The 20,466-nt window shown below is 56.4% G+C and carries 17 protein-coding genes and 1 pseudogene; 11 read left to right on the plus strand and 7 right to left on the minus strand.

Features of this window, described 5'->3' with window-relative positions; all coding sequences use genetic code 11:
* Positions 1–82 precede the first annotated feature (82 nt).
* Together DTA24_RS19655 and DTA24_RS19660 are read left to right on the plus strand one after the other, a co-directional pair.
* Positions 83–1,384 (plus strand): MFS transporter, encoded by a 1,302-nt coding sequence (locus DTA24_RS19655; RefSeq protein ID WP_012968650.1) that lies wholly within the window; start codon positions 83–85, stop codon positions 1,382–1,384.
* 15 nt (positions 1,385–1,399) lie between these two features.
* Entirely contained in the window at positions 1,400–3,763 is a 2,364-nt protein-coding gene (locus DTA24_RS19660; RefSeq protein ID WP_039102994.1) for a glycoside hydrolase family 31 protein, read from the plus strand.
* A 376-nt stretch (positions 3,764–4,139) separates the two neighbouring features.
* On the opposite strand, the gene DTA24_RS19670 is transcribed toward DTA24_RS19660, so the two are convergent.
* Positions 4,140–5,732, minus strand: coding sequence for an ABC-F family ATPase (locus DTA24_RS19670; RefSeq protein ID WP_123837034.1), 1,593 nt, complete (start codon positions 5,730–5,732; stop codon positions 4,140–4,142).
* A gap of 48 nt (positions 5,733–5,780) precedes the next feature.
* Here DTA24_RS19670 and DTA24_RS19675 point away from each other — a divergent pair.
* Together DTA24_RS19675 and ldtB are read left to right on the plus strand one after the other, a co-directional pair.
* Positions 5,781–6,696, plus strand: a pseudogene (locus DTA24_RS19675) (tyrosine-protein phosphatase).
* Positions 6,697–6,896: 200 nt separating this feature from the next.
* Positions 6,897–7,811, plus strand: coding sequence for a L,D-transpeptidase (ldtB, locus tag DTA24_RS19680; RefSeq protein ID WP_008805784.1), 915 nt, complete (start codon positions 6,897–6,899; stop codon positions 7,809–7,811).
* 147 nt (positions 7,812–7,958) lie between these two features.
* On the opposite strand, the gene DTA24_RS19685 is transcribed toward ldtB, so the two are convergent.
* The 5 genes from DTA24_RS19685 to mntR form a co-directional block, all read right to left on the minus strand.
* Positions 7,959–8,675, minus strand: a complete 717-nt coding sequence (locus DTA24_RS19685) for a GntR family transcriptional regulator (RefSeq protein WP_016160535.1) — start codon at positions 8,673–8,675, stop codon at positions 7,959–7,961.
* Positions 8,676–8,742: 67 nt separating this feature from the next.
* Positions 8,743–10,119, minus strand: a complete 1,377-nt coding sequence (locus DTA24_RS19690) for a glycoside hydrolase family 1 protein (protein WP_012542372.1) — start codon at positions 10,117–10,119, stop codon at positions 8,743–8,745.
* A 156-nt stretch (positions 10,120–10,275) separates the two neighbouring features.
* Positions 10,276–11,316: an aldo/keto reductase gene (locus tag DTA24_RS19695; RefSeq protein WP_008805781.1), complete on the minus strand. Its 1,041-nt coding sequence runs from the start codon at positions 11,314–11,316 to the stop codon at positions 10,276–10,278.
* Positions 11,317–11,423: 107 nt separating this feature from the next.
* Positions 11,424–12,536 (minus strand): anion transporter, encoded by a 1,113-nt coding sequence (locus DTA24_RS19700; RefSeq protein WP_012542373.1) that lies wholly within the window; start codon positions 12,534–12,536, stop codon positions 11,424–11,426.
* Complete coding sequence (gene mntR / locus DTA24_RS19705) at positions 12,533–13,006, minus strand: manganese-binding transcriptional regulator MntR (RefSeq protein ID WP_008805779.1); 474 nt, start codon at positions 13,004–13,006, stop codon at positions 12,533–12,535. Before mntR ends, DTA24_RS19700 begins: the two co-directional genes overlap by 4 nt.
* Positions 13,007–13,191: 185 nt before the next feature.
* Between mntR and mntS the strand changes: the two genes are divergently transcribed.
* Together mntS and DTA24_RS19715 are read left to right on the plus strand one after the other, a co-directional pair.
* Entirely contained in the window at positions 13,192–13,317 is a 126-nt protein-coding gene (gene mntS / locus DTA24_RS19710) for a manganase accumulation protein MntS (protein WP_012542374.1), read from the plus strand.
* 268 nt (positions 13,318–13,585) lie between these two features.
* Positions 13,586–15,166: a phosphoethanolamine transferase gene (locus DTA24_RS19715; RefSeq protein ID WP_039102993.1), complete on the plus strand. Its 1,581-nt coding sequence runs from the start codon at positions 13,586–13,588 to the stop codon at positions 15,164–15,166.
* A 90-nt stretch (positions 15,167–15,256) separates the two neighbouring features.
* Here the strand turns inward: DTA24_RS19715 and ompX are convergent, their stop codons facing one another.
* Positions 15,257–15,772, minus strand: coding sequence for an outer membrane protein OmpX (gene ompX, locus DTA24_RS19720; RefSeq protein ID WP_008805777.1), 516 nt, complete (start codon positions 15,770–15,772; stop codon positions 15,257–15,259).
* Between the two features lie 351 nt (positions 15,773–16,123).
* Here ompX and rhtA point away from each other — a divergent pair, with 351 nt between their 5' ends.
* The 5 genes from rhtA (at position 16,124) to glnQ (ending at position 20,433) form a co-directional block, all read left to right on the plus strand.
* Positions 16,124–17,011 (plus strand): threonine/homoserine exporter RhtA, encoded by an 888-nt coding sequence (rhtA, locus tag DTA24_RS19725; protein WP_023339822.1) that lies wholly within the window; start codon positions 16,124–16,126, stop codon positions 17,009–17,011.
* Positions 17,012–17,248: 237 nt separating this feature from the next.
* On the plus strand, positions 17,249–17,752 hold the full coding sequence (gene dps / locus DTA24_RS19730; RefSeq protein WP_002895841.1) for a DNA starvation/stationary phase protection protein Dps: 504 nt from the start codon (positions 17,249–17,251) through the stop codon (positions 17,750–17,752).
* A gap of 430 nt (positions 17,753–18,182) precedes the next feature.
* Positions 18,183–18,929: a glutamine ABC transporter substrate-binding protein GlnH gene (gene glnH, locus DTA24_RS19735; RefSeq protein WP_087824353.1), complete on the plus strand. Its 747-nt coding sequence runs from the start codon at positions 18,183–18,185 to the stop codon at positions 18,927–18,929.
* 125 nt (positions 18,930–19,054) lie between these two features.
* Positions 19,055–19,714 (plus strand): glutamine ABC transporter permease GlnP, encoded by a 660-nt coding sequence (glnP, locus tag DTA24_RS19740; protein ID WP_002895837.1) that lies wholly within the window; start codon positions 19,055–19,057, stop codon positions 19,712–19,714.
* Positions 19,711–20,433 (plus strand): glutamine ABC transporter ATP-binding protein GlnQ, encoded by a 723-nt coding sequence (glnQ, locus tag DTA24_RS19745; protein WP_008805775.1) that lies wholly within the window; start codon positions 19,711–19,713, stop codon positions 20,431–20,433. The genes glnP and glnQ overlap by 4 nt, the downstream gene beginning before the upstream one ends.
* Positions 20,434–20,466 lie beyond the last annotated feature (33 nt).

Genomic DNA, 20,466 nt, shown 5'->3' on the forward strand with positions numbered 1-20,466 from the left:
ATTCAAATAGTTAAAAAAACTATGTGACCACTCAGGGAAAGAGGCCGTCACTTTCCCCCTACAACGTCTTGTGGAGTGTGCTATGAGTCAAGGCCTCAACAATGATATCGCGGTCAGTAAAACGCGCCGGGTGGTAAAAAACCTGCGCTGGTGGGTGCTGGTCCTGTTTTTACTCGGCGTCACCGTCAACTACATCACACGTAACTCGCTGGGGATTATCGCCCCGGAACTGAAAGCGACGCTCGGTATTACCACCGAACAATATTCCTGGATCGTCGGCGCGTTTCAGCTGGCTTACACGATTTTCCAGCCGCTCTGTGGCTGGCTTATCGACGTCATCGGCCTGAAGCTCGGGTTTATGATCTGCGCTACCCTGTGGGCGCTGGCCTGTATCGCCCACGCCGGGGCTGGCAGCTGGCTGCACCTGGCTATGTTGCGCTTCTTTATGGGCGGCGCCGAGGCGGCCGCCACGCCGGCGAACGCCAAAACCATCGGCGAGTGGTTCCCGAAATCTGAACGGCCAATCGCCGCCGGCTGGGCTGGCGTCGGCTTCTCTATCGGCGCAATGCTGGCCCCGCCGATTATCTACTTCGCCCACGCCTCCTTCGGCTGGCAGGGGGCGTTTATGTTTACCGGCGCGCTGGCGCTGCTGTGGGTAGTGCTGTGGTGGGCTTTCTATCAGAACCCGGAAAAGCACCCGAACCTCAGCAAAAGCGAGCTGGAGTACATCAAGCAGGATAACGAAGCCCCGCCGGTGAAACAGCCCTTCTTTACCGCGCTCAAAACCGTCTCGAAGAATAAACGTTTCTATGGGATCGCCATCCCCGCCTTTATGGCCGAGCCTGCCTGGGCGGTACTGAGCTTCTGGGTGCCGCTGTACCTGGCGAAAGAGCACGGCATGGATCTGAAGCAGATCGCGATGTTCGCCTGGCTGCCGTTCCTCGCCGCCGATCTTGGCAGCGTGGTCAGCGGCTATCTCACCCGCCTGTACGTTCGCTGGTTCGGCTGCACGCGAGTCAACTCGGTTATCGCCAGCTCGGTAACCGGCGCGTTTCTGATGATCTCGCTGGCCCTGGTCGCCATTACTCGCGATCCCTATATCACCATCATCCTGATCTCCATTGGTGGTTTCGGCCATCAGATCATCTCCTGCATGCTCAGCGCGCTGGTGGTGGAGTCTTTCGACAAGGGACAAATGGCGACGGTCAACGGTATGCGCGGCTCCGCGGCGTGGATCGCCAGCTTCCTGTTCTCATTATTAATCGGGGTGACCGCCGACAAAATTGGCTTCAACCCGCTGTTTATCGCCATGGGGTTCTTTGACCTGATTGGCGCCGTTTTCCTGGTGGCATTTATTGCTGAACGTCGCGCCAAGCGCGCCTGAGAGTGGATGTAAAATATGAAGACGTTGAAACACTGGAGTTTGCACCAACAGCTGGAGCATCACGTTGAATTGACCGTTGATGGTCAGCACACTTTGTGTCTGTACGTGCTGGAAGAGAATTTATTCCGCGTCCTGCTGAAGCGCCAGGGCCAACTGGCGCTGGATCGCACCTGGAGTATCGCCCCGCAGCAGGATGTGCCGTGGGAAGGCCGCGCGCGGGATGACCTCAGCGGTTTTAGCCTCCCGGCCTGGCAGATGACCAAAGAAGATGACGCGCTGACCATCGCCACCCGCCAGCTGCGCGTCACCGTCCACCAGCCGCTTTGGCTGGAGTGGAGCTATCGCGACGACGCCGGCGAGTGGCAGACGCTCGCCAGTGACCGCCCCACCAGCGCCTATCTGGCAAACGCTCACGGCGACGGCGTCGCCCATTATCTGAGCCGCCGCAAAGATGAGCGTTTCTACGGCCTGGGCGAAAAGGCCGGCGACCTGCAGCGCAACGGTAAGCGCTATGAAATGCGTAACCTCGATGCCATGGGCTACAACGCCGTCAGCACCGATCCACTTTATAAACATATTCCGTTTACCATCACCCAGCGCAGCGATATCAGCTACGGCCTGTTCTATGACAACCTGAGCAGCTGCTGGCTGGATCTGGGCAATGAAATCGACAACTACCACACCGCCTATCGCCGCTGGCAGGCGGAGGCCGGCGATATCGATTATTACCTGTTTACCGGTAAACAGGTGCTGGATGTGACCAAAGCCTTCGTCCGCCTGACCGGTAAAACCTTGTTCGGGCCAAAATGGAGCCTCGGCTACAGCGGCTCCACGATGCACTACACCGACGCGCCGGATGCGCAAAATCAGCTGATGAACTTCATCCGCCTGTGCGAGCAGCATGCGATCCCCTGCGATTCGTTCCAGCTCTCTTCCGGCTATACCTCGATCAACGGCAAGCGCTACGTCTTTAACTGGAACTACGACAAAGTGCCGCAGCCAAAAGTGATGAGCCAGTCGTTCCACGACGCCGGGCTGAAGCTGGCCGCCAATATCAAACCCTGCCTGCTGCAGGATCATCCGCGCTATGGCGAAGTGGCGGAGCGCGGCCTGTTTATTCGCGATTCGCAAACCGACGCGCCGGAGCGCTCCAGCTTCTGGGATGATGAAGGGTCGCATCTCGACTTCACCAACCCGCACACCGTGGCCTGGTGGCAGGAAGGCGTGACCACCCAGCTACTGGAGATGGGTATCGATTCGACCTGGAACGATAATAACGAGTATGAGGTGTGGGACGGCGAGGCGCGCTGCTACGGCTTTGGCCGCGAAATCGCCATTAAGCATATTCGTCCGGTGATGCCGCTATTGATGATGCGCGCCTCGCTGGAAGCGCAGCAACGCTTTGCGCCGCAAAAGCGCCCGTATCTGATCTCCCGCTCCGGCTGCGCCGGGATGCAGCGCTACGTACAGACCTGGAGCGGCGACAACCGCACCAACTGGGATACGCTGCGCTATAACACCCGTATGGGATTAGGGATGAGTCTTTCCGGCTTGTTTAACGTCGGCCATGACGTCGGCGGTTTCTCCGGCGATAAACCCGAGCCGGAGCTGTTCGTGCGCTGGGTACAAAACGGCGTGATGCATCCGCGCTTTACCATTCACTCGTGGAATGACGACCAGACGGTCAATGAAGCCTGGATGTACCCGGAAATCACCCCGGCGATCCGCTCAGCCATCGAGCTGCGCTACCGTCTGCTGCCCTATTTGTACACCCTGTTATGGCAGGCGCATGCCGATGACGAACCCATGCTGCGCCCGACCTTCCTCGATCACCAGCACGATACCCAGACCTTCGCCGAGTGCGATGACTTCCTGCTGGGTCGCGATCTGCTGGTGGCCAGCGTGGTCGAGCCCGGCGCCCGTCAACGCCAGCTGTGGCTGCCCGATAATCAGGACGGCTGGTACGATTTTTACAGCCACCAGTGGTTCGCCGGCGGCCAGTGGGTGACGCTGGACGCGCCGCTGGAAAAACTGCCGCTGCTGGTCCGCGCCGGCGCCGGTCTGCCGCTTAGTGAACGTATCAGCCACGTCGATGCGCAAAAAGACGATCGTCGCGAACTGCAGTTGTTCCCGCTGAAAGGTACCGGCTCAACCCGCGGTCTGCTGTTTGAAGACGACGGCGAAAGCTGGGGCTATAAAGAGGGGGATGCGCTATGGCTGGAGTGGGAAATGATCTGCAGCGCCAACAGCATAAACCTGAATATCAACGCTCGCGGCAGCTACCGTCCGGCGTGGAAAGCGCTGAAGCTGTCATTACCGGCGGGAGAAAAGCGCAAGCTGCTGGTGAATGGCGTTGAAGGGACCGAGTGGAGGCGCTAAGCGATATGCCGGGCGGCGGCTTACGCCTTGCCCGGCCTGGATTTTATGATGTTCCCGGATTGCGCTACGCTAATCCGGGCTACAAACGGGTGGCCTCAAAATCCCCGGTGGCGCTACCGCTTACCGGGGCTACAGCACTGTGCGGTTTGGTAGCCCGGGTAACGGACAGTTTCAGTAACCATGGGTACAAGATAGAGCTCTTAAGCTCACAATGGCACGGACCGTAGGCCGGATAAGGCGCAGCCGCCATCCGGCGCGAAAGTGGCTCTTTACCCGCAGTTATTGCCCGGCGGCGCTACGCTTGCGCGGGCCTACAGATCACATGCCAGGCGTAGCCCGGGTAAGGCGTAGCCGCTACCCGGGTAACGGACAGGGATTACTCGATACCTTTGCTGCGCAGGTAGTCTTCGTAGTTACCGCTGAAATCGATCACGCGTTCTGGGGTGATCTCCAGGACGCGGGTCGCCAGCGAGCTGACGAACTCGCGGTCGTGAGAAACGAAGATCAGGGTGCCCTGATACATCTCCAGCGCCATGTTCAGCGATTCGATCGATTCCATATCCAGGTGGTTGGTCGGTTCGTCCATGATCAGGATGTTTGGCTTCTGCATCATCAGCTTACCGAACAGCATGCGCCCTTTCTCACCACCAGAAAGGACTTTCGCCGGCTTTTTGATATCGTCCTGGCTAAACAACAGACGGCCGAGGATACTGCGTACCGCCTGCTCGTCGTCGCTTTCCTGCTTCCACTGGCTCATCCACTCGAAGACCGTCAGGTCGTTTTCGAACTCGTACTCATGATCCTGCGCGTAGTAACCAATTTGCGCGTTTTCAGACCATTTCACGGTGCCGTTGTCCGGCTGCAGTTCGCCTACCAGAGTTTTCAGCATGGTGGATTTACCCACGCCATTGGCGCCCAGAATGGCAATCTTCTCGCCCACTTCCAGCAACAGGTTGACCTTTTTGAACAGCGGACCTTCATCAAAGCCTTTGGTAAGGGCTTCCACTTCCAGCGCGTTACGGAACAGTTTCTTGTCCTGTTCGAAGCGGATAAACGGGTTCTGACGGCTGGAGGCTTTAACCTCTTCCAGCTTGATTTTGTCAATCTGGCGCGCGCGCGAGGTGGCCTGACGTGATTTAGAAGCGTTGGCGCTAAAGCGGCTAACGAAGGACTGCAGGTCCGCAATCTGCGCTTTTTTCTTGGCGTTGTCCGCCAGCAGACGCTCACGCGCCTGGGTGGCCGCGGTCATGTATTCGTCGTAGTTGCCCGGATAGACGCGCAGCTCGCCGTAGTCGAGGTCCGCCATGTGGGTGCAGACCATGTTCAGGAAGTGACGGTCGTGCGAGATGATGATCATGGTGCTGTCGCGATCGTTCAGCGTCTGCTCCAGCCAGCGGATGGTGTCGATGTCCAGGTTGTTCGTCGGTTCGTCGAGCAGCAGGATATCCGGATTGGAGAACAGCGCCTGCGCCAGCAGGACGCGCAGTTTCCAGCCCGGCGCGACTTCGCTCATCGGGCCGTAATGCTGTTCAACCGGAATGCCGACGCCGAGCAGCAGTTCGCCGGCGCGCGCTTCGGCGGAGTAACCGTCCATCTCGCCGTATTTGACTTCCAGGTCGGCCACTTTATAGCCGTCTTCCTCGCTCATTTCGGGCAGCGCGTAGATGCTATCGCGCTCTTGCTTCACTTCCCACAGCTCGCCGTGGCCCATGATAACCGTATCCAGCACGGTGAATGCTTCGAAGGCGAACTGATCCTGGCGCAGCTTACCGATACGCTCGTTCGGGTCGAGAGAAACGTTGCCCAGCGTCGGCTCGAGATCGCCGCCGAGGATCTTCATAAAGGTCGATTTACCGCTGCCGTTGGCGCCGATCAGACCATAACGGTTGCCGCCGCCAAATTTAACGGAGATATTTTCGAACAGCGGCTTACTGCCAAACTGCATGGTAACGTTGCTGGATACTAGCACGGGGATATCCTGAAAAAAGAGAATGAGGGGTGTGACACAACAGACATTATGCCAGCAAATGACACACTTTTCACGGCCTGCGGTAAATTCCGCCGCGGCGCTTGTGCTAAGGTCTTTGTCAGATGAGCCGCAGACCAGGGCTCAAACGGTTATTCTGTACGTCATTATGAGGAACCCCATGACCACCAGCCTACCGCGACACCCGGCTTTTTTATCCCTGCAGGGCGGTATCAATTTTCGCGACCTCGGCGGCCAGCGCGCCGCCGACGGACGCACGGTACGCAGCGGCAAGCTGCTACGCTCCGGCGCGCTAAATCGGTTGACGGCGGACGATCTCAACCATCTGGCGACGCTGCCGCTCAGTCGGGTGCTCGACTATCGCGACCCCGGCGAAGTGCAGCGCACCCCTGACAAGCTTAGCCCGCTCACTCACTATTTAAACGCGCCCGCTAATCCGCCGCTCGGCGATGTGAATGCGAAAGTCACCGAGCTGAATGCTGCCACCCTTAACGCGCTGAACGGGGAGCAGTTTATGCTGCAACTGTATCGCCAGTTGCCCTTTAATAACCCGGCCTATCGCCAGCTCGCCGCCTGGCTGACCACGCCTTTTGAAGGCGCTTTACTGCAACACTGCGCCGTCGGCAAAGATCGCACCGGCGTCGGCTGCGCGTTAACCCTGTTTGCCGTCGGATGCGACAGCGAGACGGTCATGGAGGAGTATCTGCTCACCCACGGCATGCTGACACAAGTGGAAGCCTGGATGCTGGAGATGCTGGGCAACGACCTGACGCCCCAGGGACGCCAGAGTCTGGCGGATATCCTGACGGTGAAAGAGTCCTATCTCGCCGCCGCGCTGTCAGCCATCCACCAGCGCTATGGCACGGTCGACGCCTGGCTGGCAGAAGAGTACCAGCTCACCGCCCCGGCACGCGCTTCGCTACAGGACCGGTTACTGGAAGGATAACCTCCCTGTCACCCGCGTGAGAGGCGGCGATTGCATCATCCGCCAGCCCCGTCAGCCGAGGCTACAGGGAAAAAAATGTGATTTCGTACACATCTGATTTACCTGTTTAGCGGAATGCACATATAATGCGCTCCCATCTACTGTCTCAATCATTAACAAAGGCCTGTGTGGCGTTGATTTCGCACACGACATTAAAGACTATGAAATTATCTACACTCTTAGCGGCAGCCTTCGCCCTCGTAGGCTTTTGCAATACAGCGTCTGCTGTCACCTATCCTTTGCCGACCGACGGCAGCCGTTTGGTTGGTCAGAATCAGGTCATCACCATTCCGGATGATAACAAGCAGCCGCTGGAATACTTTGCGGCGAAATATCAGATGGGGCTGTCCAACATGCTGGAAGCCAACCCGGGGGTGGACACCTATCTGCCAAAAGGCGGTAGCGTCCTGAACATCCCGCAGCAGCTGATCCTGCCGGACACCGTCCACGAAGGCATCGTCATCAACAGCGCCGAGATGCGTCTGTATTACTATCCGAAAGGCACCAACACCGTGATCGTTCTGCCGATCGGTATCGGCCAGTTAGGTAAAGATACGCCGATTAACTGGACCACCAAAGTCGAACGCAAGAAGGCCGGCCCGACCTGGACGCCGACCGCCAAGATGCACGCTGAATACGCCGCTGCCGGCAACCCGCTGCCAGCCGTCGTACCGGCCGGTCCGGATAACCCGATGGGTCTGTACGCGTTATATATTGGCCGTCTGTACGCCATCCACGGCACCAACGCTAACTTTGGTATTGGCCTGCGCGTGAGCCACGGCTGCGTGCGTCTGCGCAACGATGACATCAAATTCCTGTTTGAGAATGTGCCGGTCGGCACCCGCGTGCAGTTTATCGATGAGCCGGTAAAAGCGACCACCGAGCCGGACGGCAGCCGTTACATTGAGGTTCACAACCCGCTGTCGACCACCGAAGCGCAGTTCCAGGGCGGCGAAATCGTGCCGATCACCCTGACTCAGCCGGTACAGGCGATCACCAGCCAGTCTGATGTCGATCAGAACGTGGTTGAGCAGGCTATCCAGAACCGCTCCGGTATGCCGGTGCGTCTGAACTAAGTTCTGCATGACAAGAAAAACGGCGGGCCTGATGCCCGCCGTTTTTTTATCTGCATTTCCCCGGGCTGCGGCTGACGCCTTGCCTGGGTTACCAAACCTGACAACACCCTGGGCCTGCTAAGCGCTGCGCAAACAGGGGTCCCCGGTCTAGCCGTTATTCACCAGAATAATCCCGCCGTGATCGTAGCGATAGTGACAGTGGGCATACTCCAGCGGCGTACCGTCTTCGAGGTAGATCACCTGTTCAACCTCCAGCACCGGGTCGGTGAGGTCGCAGTGAAGATGTAATTTATCCAGTTCATCCGGCTTCATCGCACGCACCACGCGGTAAGATCCCATCAGCTTCAGCCCCAGCGTCTCCTGGATATAGCGAAACACCGAGCTTTCCAGATGGCTTTTATTGAGCCCCGGCACTAGCCCCACCGGCATGACCGTCAGATCCAGCGACACCGGTTCCCCGTTGAGCAACCGCAGGCGAACGAAGTCATACACCGGCGCATCGGCGTCAATCAGCAGCGAACTCTGCTCTTTGTCGCTGGGAAAACGCACCTCAAAGCGCACCACTTCGCTTTGTACCTCGCCAAGATGCTCCCAGGTTTTGGTGGCGCCAAAATAGTCGCTGCCGGGCAACTCCCACTGCGACAGCTGGAGAAAATTTTTCCGCACAAAGGTACCCAGTCCTTTGCGGGTATAGATAAGCCCTTCGACGATTAACTGACGCATCGCCTGCTGGATCGTCATCCGGCTGGTGTTGAACTCCGCCGCCAGCGCAAACTGGTCGGGTAGCGGCGCGCTGGCAGGATACTGCTGGCTGATGATGCGTTTTTTTATTTCCCGCGCGATTTGCAGATACTTCGCCGTCATTCCCGGTCCTTTTACATTCTGTGTGTGGCTGGCGGACAGCATACTTGACCTGACCGCCAGGACACTGTTACATCGCTTCGCCGTTGCTGTGGATCACCTGCTTTAGCCACGCATAGCTCTTCTTCGGCACCCGCCGCAGATCCTTGAGGTCATGGTTCTCACGATTGACGTACACCACGCCGTAGCGCTTACGCATATCGCCCTGAGAGCTGAGGATATCGATTAATCCCCAGCCGAGATAGCCAATCACCTGCGCGCCGTCCTCAAATATCGCCGCTTTCATGGCGTTAATATGGTCGCGATGGTAGGCGATGCGGTAATCATCGGCAATGGGATGTTCGCCATCCCAGGATTCGATCACCCCGATGCCATTTTCAATCGGGAACACCGGTAGCCGCCAGTCATTGTAATAGCGGGTGATGATCATGCGAAATCCCAGCGGATCGATCTGCCAGTTCCATTCCGTCGCTTTCAGGTACGGGTTATCCTGATTACCGAATAGCATGTAATTGTTGACCGCCGTTCCCGGCGGGATCGCGTCGCTATTGAGCGCACGGCTGGCATAATAGCTGAACGCCAGATAATCGACCTTCACCGTCGCCATCAGCGCGATATCTTCAGGGCGATAAATATCGTCAAAGCCTTGGCGAGCGACAAAATGCATCACTTCCGGGCTATAACCCTCGCCGGCGTAGGCGCGCAGCAGGTTCTGGTTTAAAAACTCGTCCAGTTGCTGGGCGCAGAGAATATCGCGTGGTTTGCAGGTAGCCGGATAGACCAGCGCATGGGCCAGCATTCCGCCCATCAGGCACTGCGGCTTCGTCTGATGCAGATAGTGGGTCAGATGGACATGCGCCATCATCACGTGGTGCTGGATCTGGTAGAGTTCGCGCAGCGTTTTATCGCCACGCAAATAGCCGGTGATCAGGAAGGCTTCCGGCGAATGGTAGAGGTTCTGTTCATTGAAGGTCAGCCAGTACTTCACCTTATCGCCGTAACAGTCGATCATCTTCTGGCCATAGCGGATAAAGGCGTCCATGACCCGGCGGTCGGTAAAACCGTTGTAACGCTCCGCCAGCGACAGCGGCATATCAAAGTGATACAGGCAGATCATCGGTTCAATACCGCGGGCAATGAGTTCATCGATAAACTGATGGTAGAACGCGATCCCCTCTTCATTGAATTCGCCGTCCCCTTCCGGGCACACCCGGCTCCAGGCGATCTGGAAGCGGTAGCAGTTCATGCCCAGATCCTGCATCAGATCGAAATCTTCGCGAAAGCGATGATAGGAGTCGGTCGCGACCTTCCAGTCCGAGGCGAATTCCGCCGGTTGACGAATATCGTACACCGACATCCCCTTGCCCCCCTCGTTCCACGCCCCCTCCGTCTGCATGCTGGAGACGGAATTACCCCATAAAAAATCTGCCGGTAGTGTGTTCTTCATGCTGCGCCTCGGTATATGACTAGTCATTTAACTATAATGACTAGTCATATACAAAAGATCCGCCACCGAAGCAAAAGTCGGATCGTTTTCTGTGAGCCAGGCAAACAAAAAAGATCGCCGCAAGCGGCGATCTTTATAGGCACGGAAAAAACGGCGTTACTGCGCGTCAAGCTGATGACGACGATATTCCCCCTGGCGCTCCAGCATCCAGCCCGGATATTCGCGCGGCAGGGCGCTGACCGCGTCAAGCTGGCGCAACTCATCATCGCTCAGGCGGATAGCGGTCGCAGCGATGTTATCCTGCAACTGCTCGGCCCGTTTGGCGCCAATAATGACGCTGGTCACCGCCGGCTGATGCAGCAGCCACGCCAGGGCAATCTGCGCCACCGATACCCCTTTTGCTTCAGCTATCACCCGCATGACGTCGATGCAATCAAATGCGCGCGCTTTATCCACGGGCGGAAAGTCGAACGCCAGGCGACGACCACCCGCTTCCGCCTCGCCGTCGCGGCGGTATTTCCCGCTCAGCAGGCCGCCCGCCAGCGGACTCCAGACCATCAGGCCGAGTCCTTCGCTTTGCAGCATCGGCACCAGCTCACGTTCCAGGTCACGCCCGGCAATCGTGTAGTAGGCCTGCAGAGAAGCAAAGCGCGAGAGTCCAAGGCGTTCCGCGATGCCCAGCGCTTTGGCGATTTGCCAGGCCGCCCAGTTTGAAACACCGATGTAGCGCACATGCCCCTGCTGTACCAGGGTATCCAGGGCCGATAGCGTCTCTTCGATCGGCGTCGCCGGATCGAAGCCATGCAATTGATAGAGATCGATATGATCGAGCTGCAGGCGGCGCAGGCTCTCCTTCACGCTGCCCATGATGTGGTACCGTGAGCTGCCGCGCGAGTTCACGCCGGCGGTGCCGGTTTCGCCAAACACTTTGGTCGCCACCACCACGTTTTCACGCGGGATTTTCAGGTTTTTCAGCGCCTGACCGGTAATCTCTTCAGAGCGCCCTTCCGAGTAGACGTTGGCGGTATCGATAAAGTTGATCCCGGCGTCCAGCGCGCTGCCGACCAGCTGTTCGGCTTCAGCCTGGCGCAGCTGGCCGATTTTGCCCCACATCCCTTCTTCGCCGCCGAAGGTCATGGTGCCCAGGCACAGCTCAGAGACAAACAGACCGGTATTGCCCAGTTTTTGATATCGCATAGCACTCTCCTCAACAGGATGGTTAACGTCAGCGGTATAGTTATACCGCTGTGTCGAGGCGTGCGAATGGGGTGTTTCTGTCAGTTTCTTGCCCAATTCTGCAGAAATCAGGCGCAGAGTTTAAAGAGCCAATAGCCGCTGATGGCCGCCCATAGCAGCATAGGAATGGAGTAAAGATGGAAGCGCCACCAGATCCGCCGATCGCTGGCCATGCGCAGGGCGATGATATTGGCCAGCGATCCTGGCAGCAGACCAAAGCCGCCCACGTTAACCGCCCAGGCAAGCAGTATCGACGGCGGGACATAGTTGAGCAGCAGAATGGTCGAGGGCACATTACTGATCACCTGAGACAGGCCGATGGCGGTCAGCCACAGTCCGCCGCCGGAAAGCGTCCCGACGCCGCTCAGCACATGATGCAGCGCCGGAAGCTGGGTCAGCAGGTGGACGTCGATAAACATCACCATAAACACCAGCAGCAGCGACCAGTCCACATGGACGATCACCGCCCGGGCCAGAATCAGGAAGCCCAGCAACACCAGCGCCAGCCCCCACAGCGCCTGATTCATCTCCAGCGCCGTCAGGAACACCAGATACAATCCCAGACAGCTCCAGACCAGCTTAGGCTGCCACGATGGCGCCTTATCGCTACTCTGGTAGCTGAGCCGGTTCGCCGGGAAACAGAACCAGCACAGCACCAGCAGGGTCAACATCATTGCCGCCGCCAGGGGTAACATCTCGCCGATAAACCCGACGAAAGAGAGGCCGGACCGTCCCCACAGCAAAATGTTCTGCGGGTTGCCGATCGGCGTCAGCAGCGACCCGGCATTAACCGCCAGCGCTTCGAAGATAATCAGACGGTTAACCGGGATCGCACACCACTTTTTCAGCGTCAGCGTCAGCGGCACCACAATAAACAGGGCCACATCGTTGGTCAGGAAGGTGGACAGGAGCGCTGCCGCCAGCACCATAAAGATGGCCAGCTGGCGCTCAGTCACGAAGCGGCGGGCCATTTTCCGCCCCAGCACGTCAAAGTAGCCGCTCAGTTCAATGCCCTTGGTCAACAGCATCAGGCCGCTGAGCGTGATGATGGTATGCCAGTCAATGGCCGCCGGCCAGCTTGCCGGGACAAACGGCACGATGGCGCTGAGCACGCAGGCGATAATCAGCAGCAGGTGTAAAAAACGGTCGCGCAGCAGCGACTGAACAAAGGGAAGAGTCATGCTTCCTGTGATCCCTGTTTCTGGGTAAATTTCAGGAACATGGCCAGCGTCTCTTCACTCACGTGATGCTCCATTCCCTCCGCATCGCGGCGGGCGATTTCCGGACTGACGCCAATGGCCAGCAGAAAGTTTTCCACAATCTGGTGGCGTTCGCGACTTTCCTGGGCCAGCTTTTCCCCTTCCGGGGTTAAGAAGATCCCGCGCCAGGGGATCTGTTCGATCAGACCCACGCTGGCCAGGCGTTTGAGCATTTTGGCGACCGTGGGCTGCGAAACGCCAAGACGCGCCGCCATATCCACCTGGCGCGCCTCCCCCACTTCGTTGATCAGATCGGAGATCAGCTCCACATAGTCATCGATCAGTTCGCGGCGATGCGCTTCCCGCACCTGACGGAACCCCTCAACGTGCTCTTCAACATTTACTAACTGCGTCACTTTTTTTGTTATTGGCTTACCTGCGCGACGGTTCATTGTGCTTCCTCATTCGTGTGACGCGTCAAGCATCATATAAAAAGATCCACATTGTAATGGATTGCGCCAAGAGCACAAAAAATTAACGTTTTAGCCATAGCTATAAAATATAGCCTGTGCTATATCTGTATGTAATGCAAACAGCCATCATGGATTGACGGCGTGAACAGGCAGGAGGAGAGCAGATGAACGAATTCAAGAGGTGCTTAAACGTGTTTAGCCATTCACCCTTTAAAGTACGATTAATGCTGATCGGTATGCTGTGCGAGATGATCAACGGTAAACCACAGCAGGGCAAACCCCATTCCTAAGGCGGCGTCGCGGTACGCCGCTTCATTTTTCTGTCATCTTCTGCCGGCAAAATGACCGGTTTCCCCCGTTTCCCTGACCTTTTTTCAAGTTTTGTAAGCGCCCTCGCAAAACAATCTGTTATGTCTGGTTGACCTTACCATTTACAAGCCCTATCTTTGCACAGCCCTGCCACATTCGCGGCTCGCAGAGACCCTCTTCACGCACTGTCCAGCAGGTTTTACCCCTTGTCGCCAGGGGATGCGCATGGCCTCTTTTTGATTGTTTACTATGAATGTCACCACCCTGAAAGATACGCTGGTCGCCCGCCGACTGGCACTGAACCCATGGACAGGATTCTACTTTTTACAATCGCTGTTGATTAACCTGGCGCTGGGCTATGAATTTAGCCTGCTCTATACCGTGGCATTTACCTGCGTGTTACATCTTCTGTGGCGCGCTTTTCCGCGCGTCCAGAAAGGGGTAGTCGGCGCCTATTCGCTGCTGGCGGCCCTGTATTACCCCTTTGGCCAGGCTTACGGCGCCCCCAATTTCAACACCTTGCTGGCGCTGCACGCGACCAACGTGGAAGAATCTACGGAAATTCTGACCATCTTCCCGTGGTACAACTATCTGCTGGCGGTCTTCATTTTCGCACTGGGGATCATTGCGGTCCGCCGCAGGATCGTTGAGCCCTCCCGCTGGGGAAAAATGGAGACCCTGGGCCTGCTGTTCAGCGTCGGGATCTTCTTTCTGCAGCCGGTGCAAAACCTCGCCTGGGGCGGCGTGTTCAAGGTGATTGACACCGGTTATCCGGCCTTTCGTTTTGTGAAAGACGTGGTGGTGAATAATAACGAGGTGCTGGACGAGCAGGCGCGAATGGCGCAGCTGGCCGGCATGAAAGACAGCTGGCACGTGCTGGCGGTGAAGCCAAAGTACCATCTTTATGTGGTGGTGATTGGCGAGAGCGCCCGTCGCGACGCCCTAGGCGCCTTCGGCGGCCACTGGGATAACACGCCGTTTGCCAGCTCAGTAAACGGTTATCTGTTTAACAACTATGTCGCCGCCAGCGGCTCGACGCAGAAATCGCTCGGCCTGACGCTTAACCGGGTGGTCGACGGCAAACCGCAGTTTCAGGATAACTTTGTCACCCTCGCCAACCGCGCGGGTTTCCAGACCTGGTGGTTCTCCAACCAGGGGCAGATTGGCGAGTACGACACCGCTATCGCCAGCATCGCCAAACGTGCGGATGAAGTCCAGTTCCTGAAAAACGGCGATTTCGAGGCCAATAAAAATACTCAGGACGAGCAGTTATTAAAGCTGACCGAGCAGGTACTCTCTACGCAGCGCACCCAGCCGCAGCTGATTGTCCTGCATCTGATGGGCTCTCACCCGCAGGCCTGCGATCGGACCAAAGGCAAGTACACGGTTTTCGTCCAGTCGAAAGAGACCTCCTGTTATCTCTACAGCATGATGCAGACCGATTCGCTGCTGGCTAAGCTATACAGTCAGTTGCAAAACTCCGGCGATACCTTTTCACTGACCTACTTTTCCGATCATGGTCTGGCGTTCAAGGAGCGGGGAAAAGAGGTGCAGTATCTGGCGCATGACGATAAGTTCCAGCAGAACTTCCAGGTGCCGTTTATGGTGCTGTCCAGCGATGACAAAGCGCATAAAGTGATTAAAGCGCAGCGCTCAGCGAATGATTTCCTCAGTTTCTTCTCCCAGTGGACCGGGATCAAGGCGGCGGAAATCGTCCCGCGCTATCGTTTTATCTCTGAGCAAAAGGCCGGTCCGGTGTACATCACCAACTTCCAGCTGCAGAAGGTGGACTACGCTCACCTCGGTACCGATGAGTTCACCGTCAATTAATCGTGCAGGCCCGGCCAGTCGCTCAGGCTGGCCGGCAACAGGCAAAAAAAATCCGCCCCGAAAGGCGGATTTTTTATATCACCGGAGTGATTAGAAGCGGTAACCCACGCCAGCAATCCAGGTACCGACGTCAACGTTACGAATACGAGACTGCTCGTAGGAGAAGTCCAGAGCAACGTTTTCGATCGGGTTGAACTGCAGACCAGCACCGTAGGAGAAACCGTAGTCGCTCATATCGGATTTCTGGTTCGGGAAGTTGTTGTTCTGGAATTTACCGTAACCAACACCCACTACACCGTAGATGCTTGCCCAGTCGTTCAGACGGTAAGCCGGACCTGCGGTGATGCCGTAGTACTGACCTTTGTTGTAAGTACCGTTGCTGGTGTTATCCTTTTCGGTGTAGGTGAAGGAACCGATAACGCCCAGCGGGTTGTTATCTTGCTCGTAACGGTATTTCAGGTTGAAACCGCCAGCTTTGTTCGCTTTACCCTGCATGTCGCTCTGCGCGTAACCGCCGGTTACGGTAGAAGTTGCAGCAAATGCAGTGGTACCTACGGATGCAGCCAGAACAACGGCCAGTGCTGAAAGACGTGCAATTTTATTCATAACCACCTCAAATGTGTTTCTAATAAGTCCTAAGCCTTAAATATATCAAAAACTTTTGGGAAACTCTTTGGAGTTTACATTGTCTAACATACTTTTTCATGTAACCAAAAGTTTCCATATTTCTATAACAATATGGAAAACAACAATTTTTGGCGTTAACGTACATCTTAACGCTCATTAAGAAATTCGCAAGCATCCAGATTAATCTTAATCACCTGGCGAATTTCTCAGCAACGTGCGCCATTCTACTGTTTTCGCCTCTGTTTTTTTCAACATTAGCTCAACCGTCAGCAGGTTATTCCAGTACACTGGTACTTTTACGACTTTTGACAAAACCTGACAGGAGAAAGGATGCCCGGTCCATCCCGAAAAGCGGCGGCATGGTTGCCGATTCTGGTGATTTTAATCGCCATGACCTCGATTCAGAGCGGCGCATCGCTCGCCAAATCGCTGTTCCCGTTGGTCGGCGCCCCGGGGGTCACCGCCCTGCGCCTGGCGCTCGGGACGCTGATTTTGGTGGTCGTGTTCAAGCCATGGCGGTTACGTTTCTCCCCGGCGCAGCGCGTGCCGCTGCTACTGTACGGCCTGGCGCTCGGCGCGATGAACTATCTCTTTTATTTATCCCTGCAGCGTATTCCGCTCGGCGTGGCGGTAGCCCTGGAGTTTACCGGCCCGCTGGCGGTGGCGCTGTTTGGTTCGCGCCGACCGCTGGATTTTGTCTGGGTGGCGCTGGCGATCCTCGGACTGTGGTATCTCCTGCCGCTGGGGCAGAACGTGGCGCAGGTCGATTTAACCGGCGCGCTCTTTGCCCTGGGCGCCGGCGCCTGCTGGGCGGTCTATATTCTGACCGGGCAGCGCGCCGGTGAAGAGCATGGGCCAGCCACGGTGGCGATGGGGTCGCTCATCGCCTCGCTGGTGTTTGTTCCGTTAGGCATGGCGCAGGCTACGGATACGCTGTGGCAATGGTCGCTGCTGCCGATGGGGCTGGGGATTGCTATTCTCTCAACCGCGCTGCCCTACTCTCTCGAAATGATGGCCTTGACGCGCCTGCCGACGCGCACCTTCGGCACGCTGATGAGCCTTGAACCAGCATTAGCCGCCCTTTCCGGTATGGTCTTCCTCGGCGAAACGTTGAAGCTCTCCCAGACCCTGGCGCTGGGCGCGATCATTATCGCCTCGATGGGCGCCACGCTGACCATGCCGCGACAAAGTAAAATCGAGCAAGTCGATATCAATTAACATTCTGTTACGCCGCCGGCCCGTGAGAAATCCGGGCCGTTCAACTAAATATAACCCTATGATATTTAGCGACTTTCAAAATAACCAACCACTTTGCGCTATCGAAGTGATATGGCCTGCCGATGCCTCACTCTTTGAAACCCTTGCTATACTTAGTCCCGAAGTTACCTGGGACAACGCTCCACATCATTCAGATTTGAAGTGTGACGAGCATCAATATCAAGAGGATATGAAACGATGAGTACCGCAAAACTGGTTAAATCAAAAGCATCTAATCTGGTCTATACCCGCAACGATGTCGCTGACAGCGAAAAGAAAGCGACCATTGAGCTGTTGAATCGCCAGGTGATCCAGTTCATTGACCTGTCACTTATCACCAAGCAGGCACACTGGAATATGCGCGGTGCGAACTTTATCGCCGTGCACGAAATGCTGGATGGCTTCCGTACCGCGCTAACCGAGCACCTGGACACCATGGCGGAGCGCGCCGTGCAGCTGGGCGGCGTCGCACTGGGCACCACTCAGGTCATTAACAGCAAAACGCCGCTGCAGAGCTACCCGCTCGATATCCATCACGTTCAGGATCACCTGAAAGCGCTGGCTGACCGCTATGCCGTCGTCGCTAACGATGTGCGCAAGGCGATCGATGAAGCCAAAGACGAGGATACTGCGGATATTTTCACCGCGGCCTCCCGCGATCTGGATAAATTCCTGTGGTTCATTGAAGCGAATATCGAGTAAGGCTTTGCCGCCGGCCGCAGCGCGGTCGGCGGCGCCTTTACTTTTCCCGCCCACCTTTCTGTTTTCCATTCTATCCGTTTCCCCTTCTATGCTTTTCGTCCCCCTGCTGGCCATGCACTGTTTTAGGGCGCCAAATTGATGAAAATGCGCGCAAAAGTAAAACAATTGTAATAATCACCTCACACAATCGTTACGTCGAGATTGTTTTCCCATCAGGGTTTGCGCTAAAAATGTGCTCGTTATTCAGCAACTCTATAATGCACCAAAGTGACGCCCCATCATGGTGCAGTGAGTGCCTGTCATGATCGAAATTGTGCAACCACTCGCGCTTCGTTTGTTGAAAAACAACAGCTTGTAAAAGTGGCACGATTTTTTCATTAGGCTAGTCGTTCTCGCAGGGGATCGTCCCGTGGATATAAAAGGAAATGCTATGAAGTCTGTATTGAAAGTTTCACTGGCTGCACTGACCCTGGCTTTTGCGGTTTCTTCCCATGCCGCCAATAAGACCCTGGTTGTCGCCACCGATACGGCGTTCGTCCCGTTCGAATTTAAGCAAGGCGATAAATATGTCGGGTTTGACGTTGACCTGTGGGCGGCTATCGCCAAAGAGCTGAAGCTCGACTACACCCTGAAGCCAATGGACTTCAGCGGCATTATCCCGGCGCTGCAAACTAAAAATATCGATCTGGCGCTGGCCGGGATCACCATCACCGACGAACGTAAAAAAGCGATCGACTTCTCCGACGGCTACTACAAAAGCGGCCTGCTGGTGATGGTTAACGCCAATAATAACGACATCAAAGATGTGAAAGATCTGAACGGTAAAGTGGTCGCGGTGAAGAGCGGTACCGGCTCCGTTGATTACGCGAAAGCCAATATCAAAACCAAAGATCTGCGTCAGTTCCCGAACATCGATAACGCCTATATGGAACTGGGTACCGGCCGCGCTGATGCCGTGCTGCACGATACGCCAAATATTCTGTACTTCATCAAAACCGCAGGCAACGGCAAGTTCAAAGCGGTAGGCGAATCACTGGAAGCGCAAAACTACGGTATCGCTTTCCCGAAAGGCAGCGACGAGCTGCGTGAGAAAGTGAACGGTGCGCTGAAAACGCTGCGCGAGAATGGTACCTACAACGAAATTTATAAAAAATGGTTCGGCACTGAACCAAAATAATAAGAACACACTTCGCCAGACGCAGCTCCGGCGACATCACAACGGTCTTCCGGCACAGACTCGGCGGGAGACCGTATTTTGGCGGAGGATTTCCTCTGCTCTCGACACGGTAACAGGAACGTATTATGCAGTTTGACTGGAGTGCCATCTGGCCTGCCATTCCGATTTTGCTGGAAGGCGCCAAAATGACGCTGTGGATTTCCGTCCTCGGCCTGGCCGGCGGCCTGATAATCGGTCTGGTGGCCGGTTTCGCCCGCTGCTTCGGCGGCTGGATCGCCAACCACATCGCACTGGTGTTTATTGAAATCATTCGCGGCACCCCGATTGTGGTGCAGGTTATGTTCATCTACTTTGCGCTGCCGATGGCCTTTAGCGACCTGCGCATCGACCCCTTCTCCGCAGCGGTAGTGACCATCATGATTAACTCGGGCGCCTATATCGCGGAAATTACCCGCGGCGCGGTGCTCTCCATTCATAAAGGCTTCCGCGAAGCGGGCCTGGCGCTGGGCCTGTCGCGTCGCGAAACCATTCGCCACGTGATCCTGCCGCTGGCGCTACGCCGCATGCTGCCGCCGCTAGGCAACCAGTGGATTATCAGCATCAAGGATACCTCGCTGTTCATCGTCATCGGCGTCGCCGAACTGACCCGTCAGGGACAGGAGATCATCGCGGGCAACTTCCGCGCCCTGGAAATCTGGAGCGCCGTAGCCGTGATCTACCTGATTATCACCCTGGTCCTGAGCTTTATTCTGCGTCGTCTTGAAAGAAGGATGAAAATCCTGTGATTGAATTTAAAAACGTCTCCAAGCACTTTGGCCCGACCCAGGTGCTGCACGATATCTCCCTGAAAATTAATCAGGGTGAAGTGGTGGTCATTATCGGCCCGTCCGGCTCCGGTAAATCAACGATGCTGCGCTGCATCAATAAACTGGAAGAGATCACCAGCGGCGATCTGATTGTCGATGGCTTAAAGGTCAACGATCCGAAGGTGGACGAACGTCTGATTCGTCAGGAAGCCGGGATGGTATTTCAGCAGTTTTATCTGTTCCCGCACCTCACGGCGCTGGAGAACGTCATGTTTGGTCCGCTGCGGGTGCGCGGCGCCAGCAAGCAGGCGGCAGAGAAGCAGGCGAAAGATCTGCTGGCGAAAGTCGGCCTGGCCGAGCGCGCGCATCACTATCCGTCTGAACTCTCCGGCGGCCAGCAGCAGCGTGTGGCCATCGCCCGCGCGCTGGCGGTGAAGCCAAAGATGATGCTGTTTGATGAACCGACCTCCGCGCTCGACCCGGAACTGCGCCATGAAGTGCTCAAGGTGATGCAGGATCTGGCTGAAGAGGGGATGACGATGGTGATCGTAACCCACGAAATCGGCTTTGCCGAAAAAGTGGCTTCGCGATTGATCTTTATCGACAAAGGACGCATTGCTGAAGACGGCAACCCGCAGGAGCTGGTGAAGAACCCGCCAAGCCCGCGCCTGCGCGAATTCCTGCAGCACGTCGCCTGACCCGCAACGGCTCTCTTCCTCCGCGGAGAGAGC

It is taken from the genome of Klebsiella sp. P1CD1, from assembly GCF_003790505.1.
Taxonomy (GTDB): Bacteria; Pseudomonadota; Gammaproteobacteria; order Enterobacterales; family Enterobacteriaceae; genus Klebsiella; species Klebsiella variicola.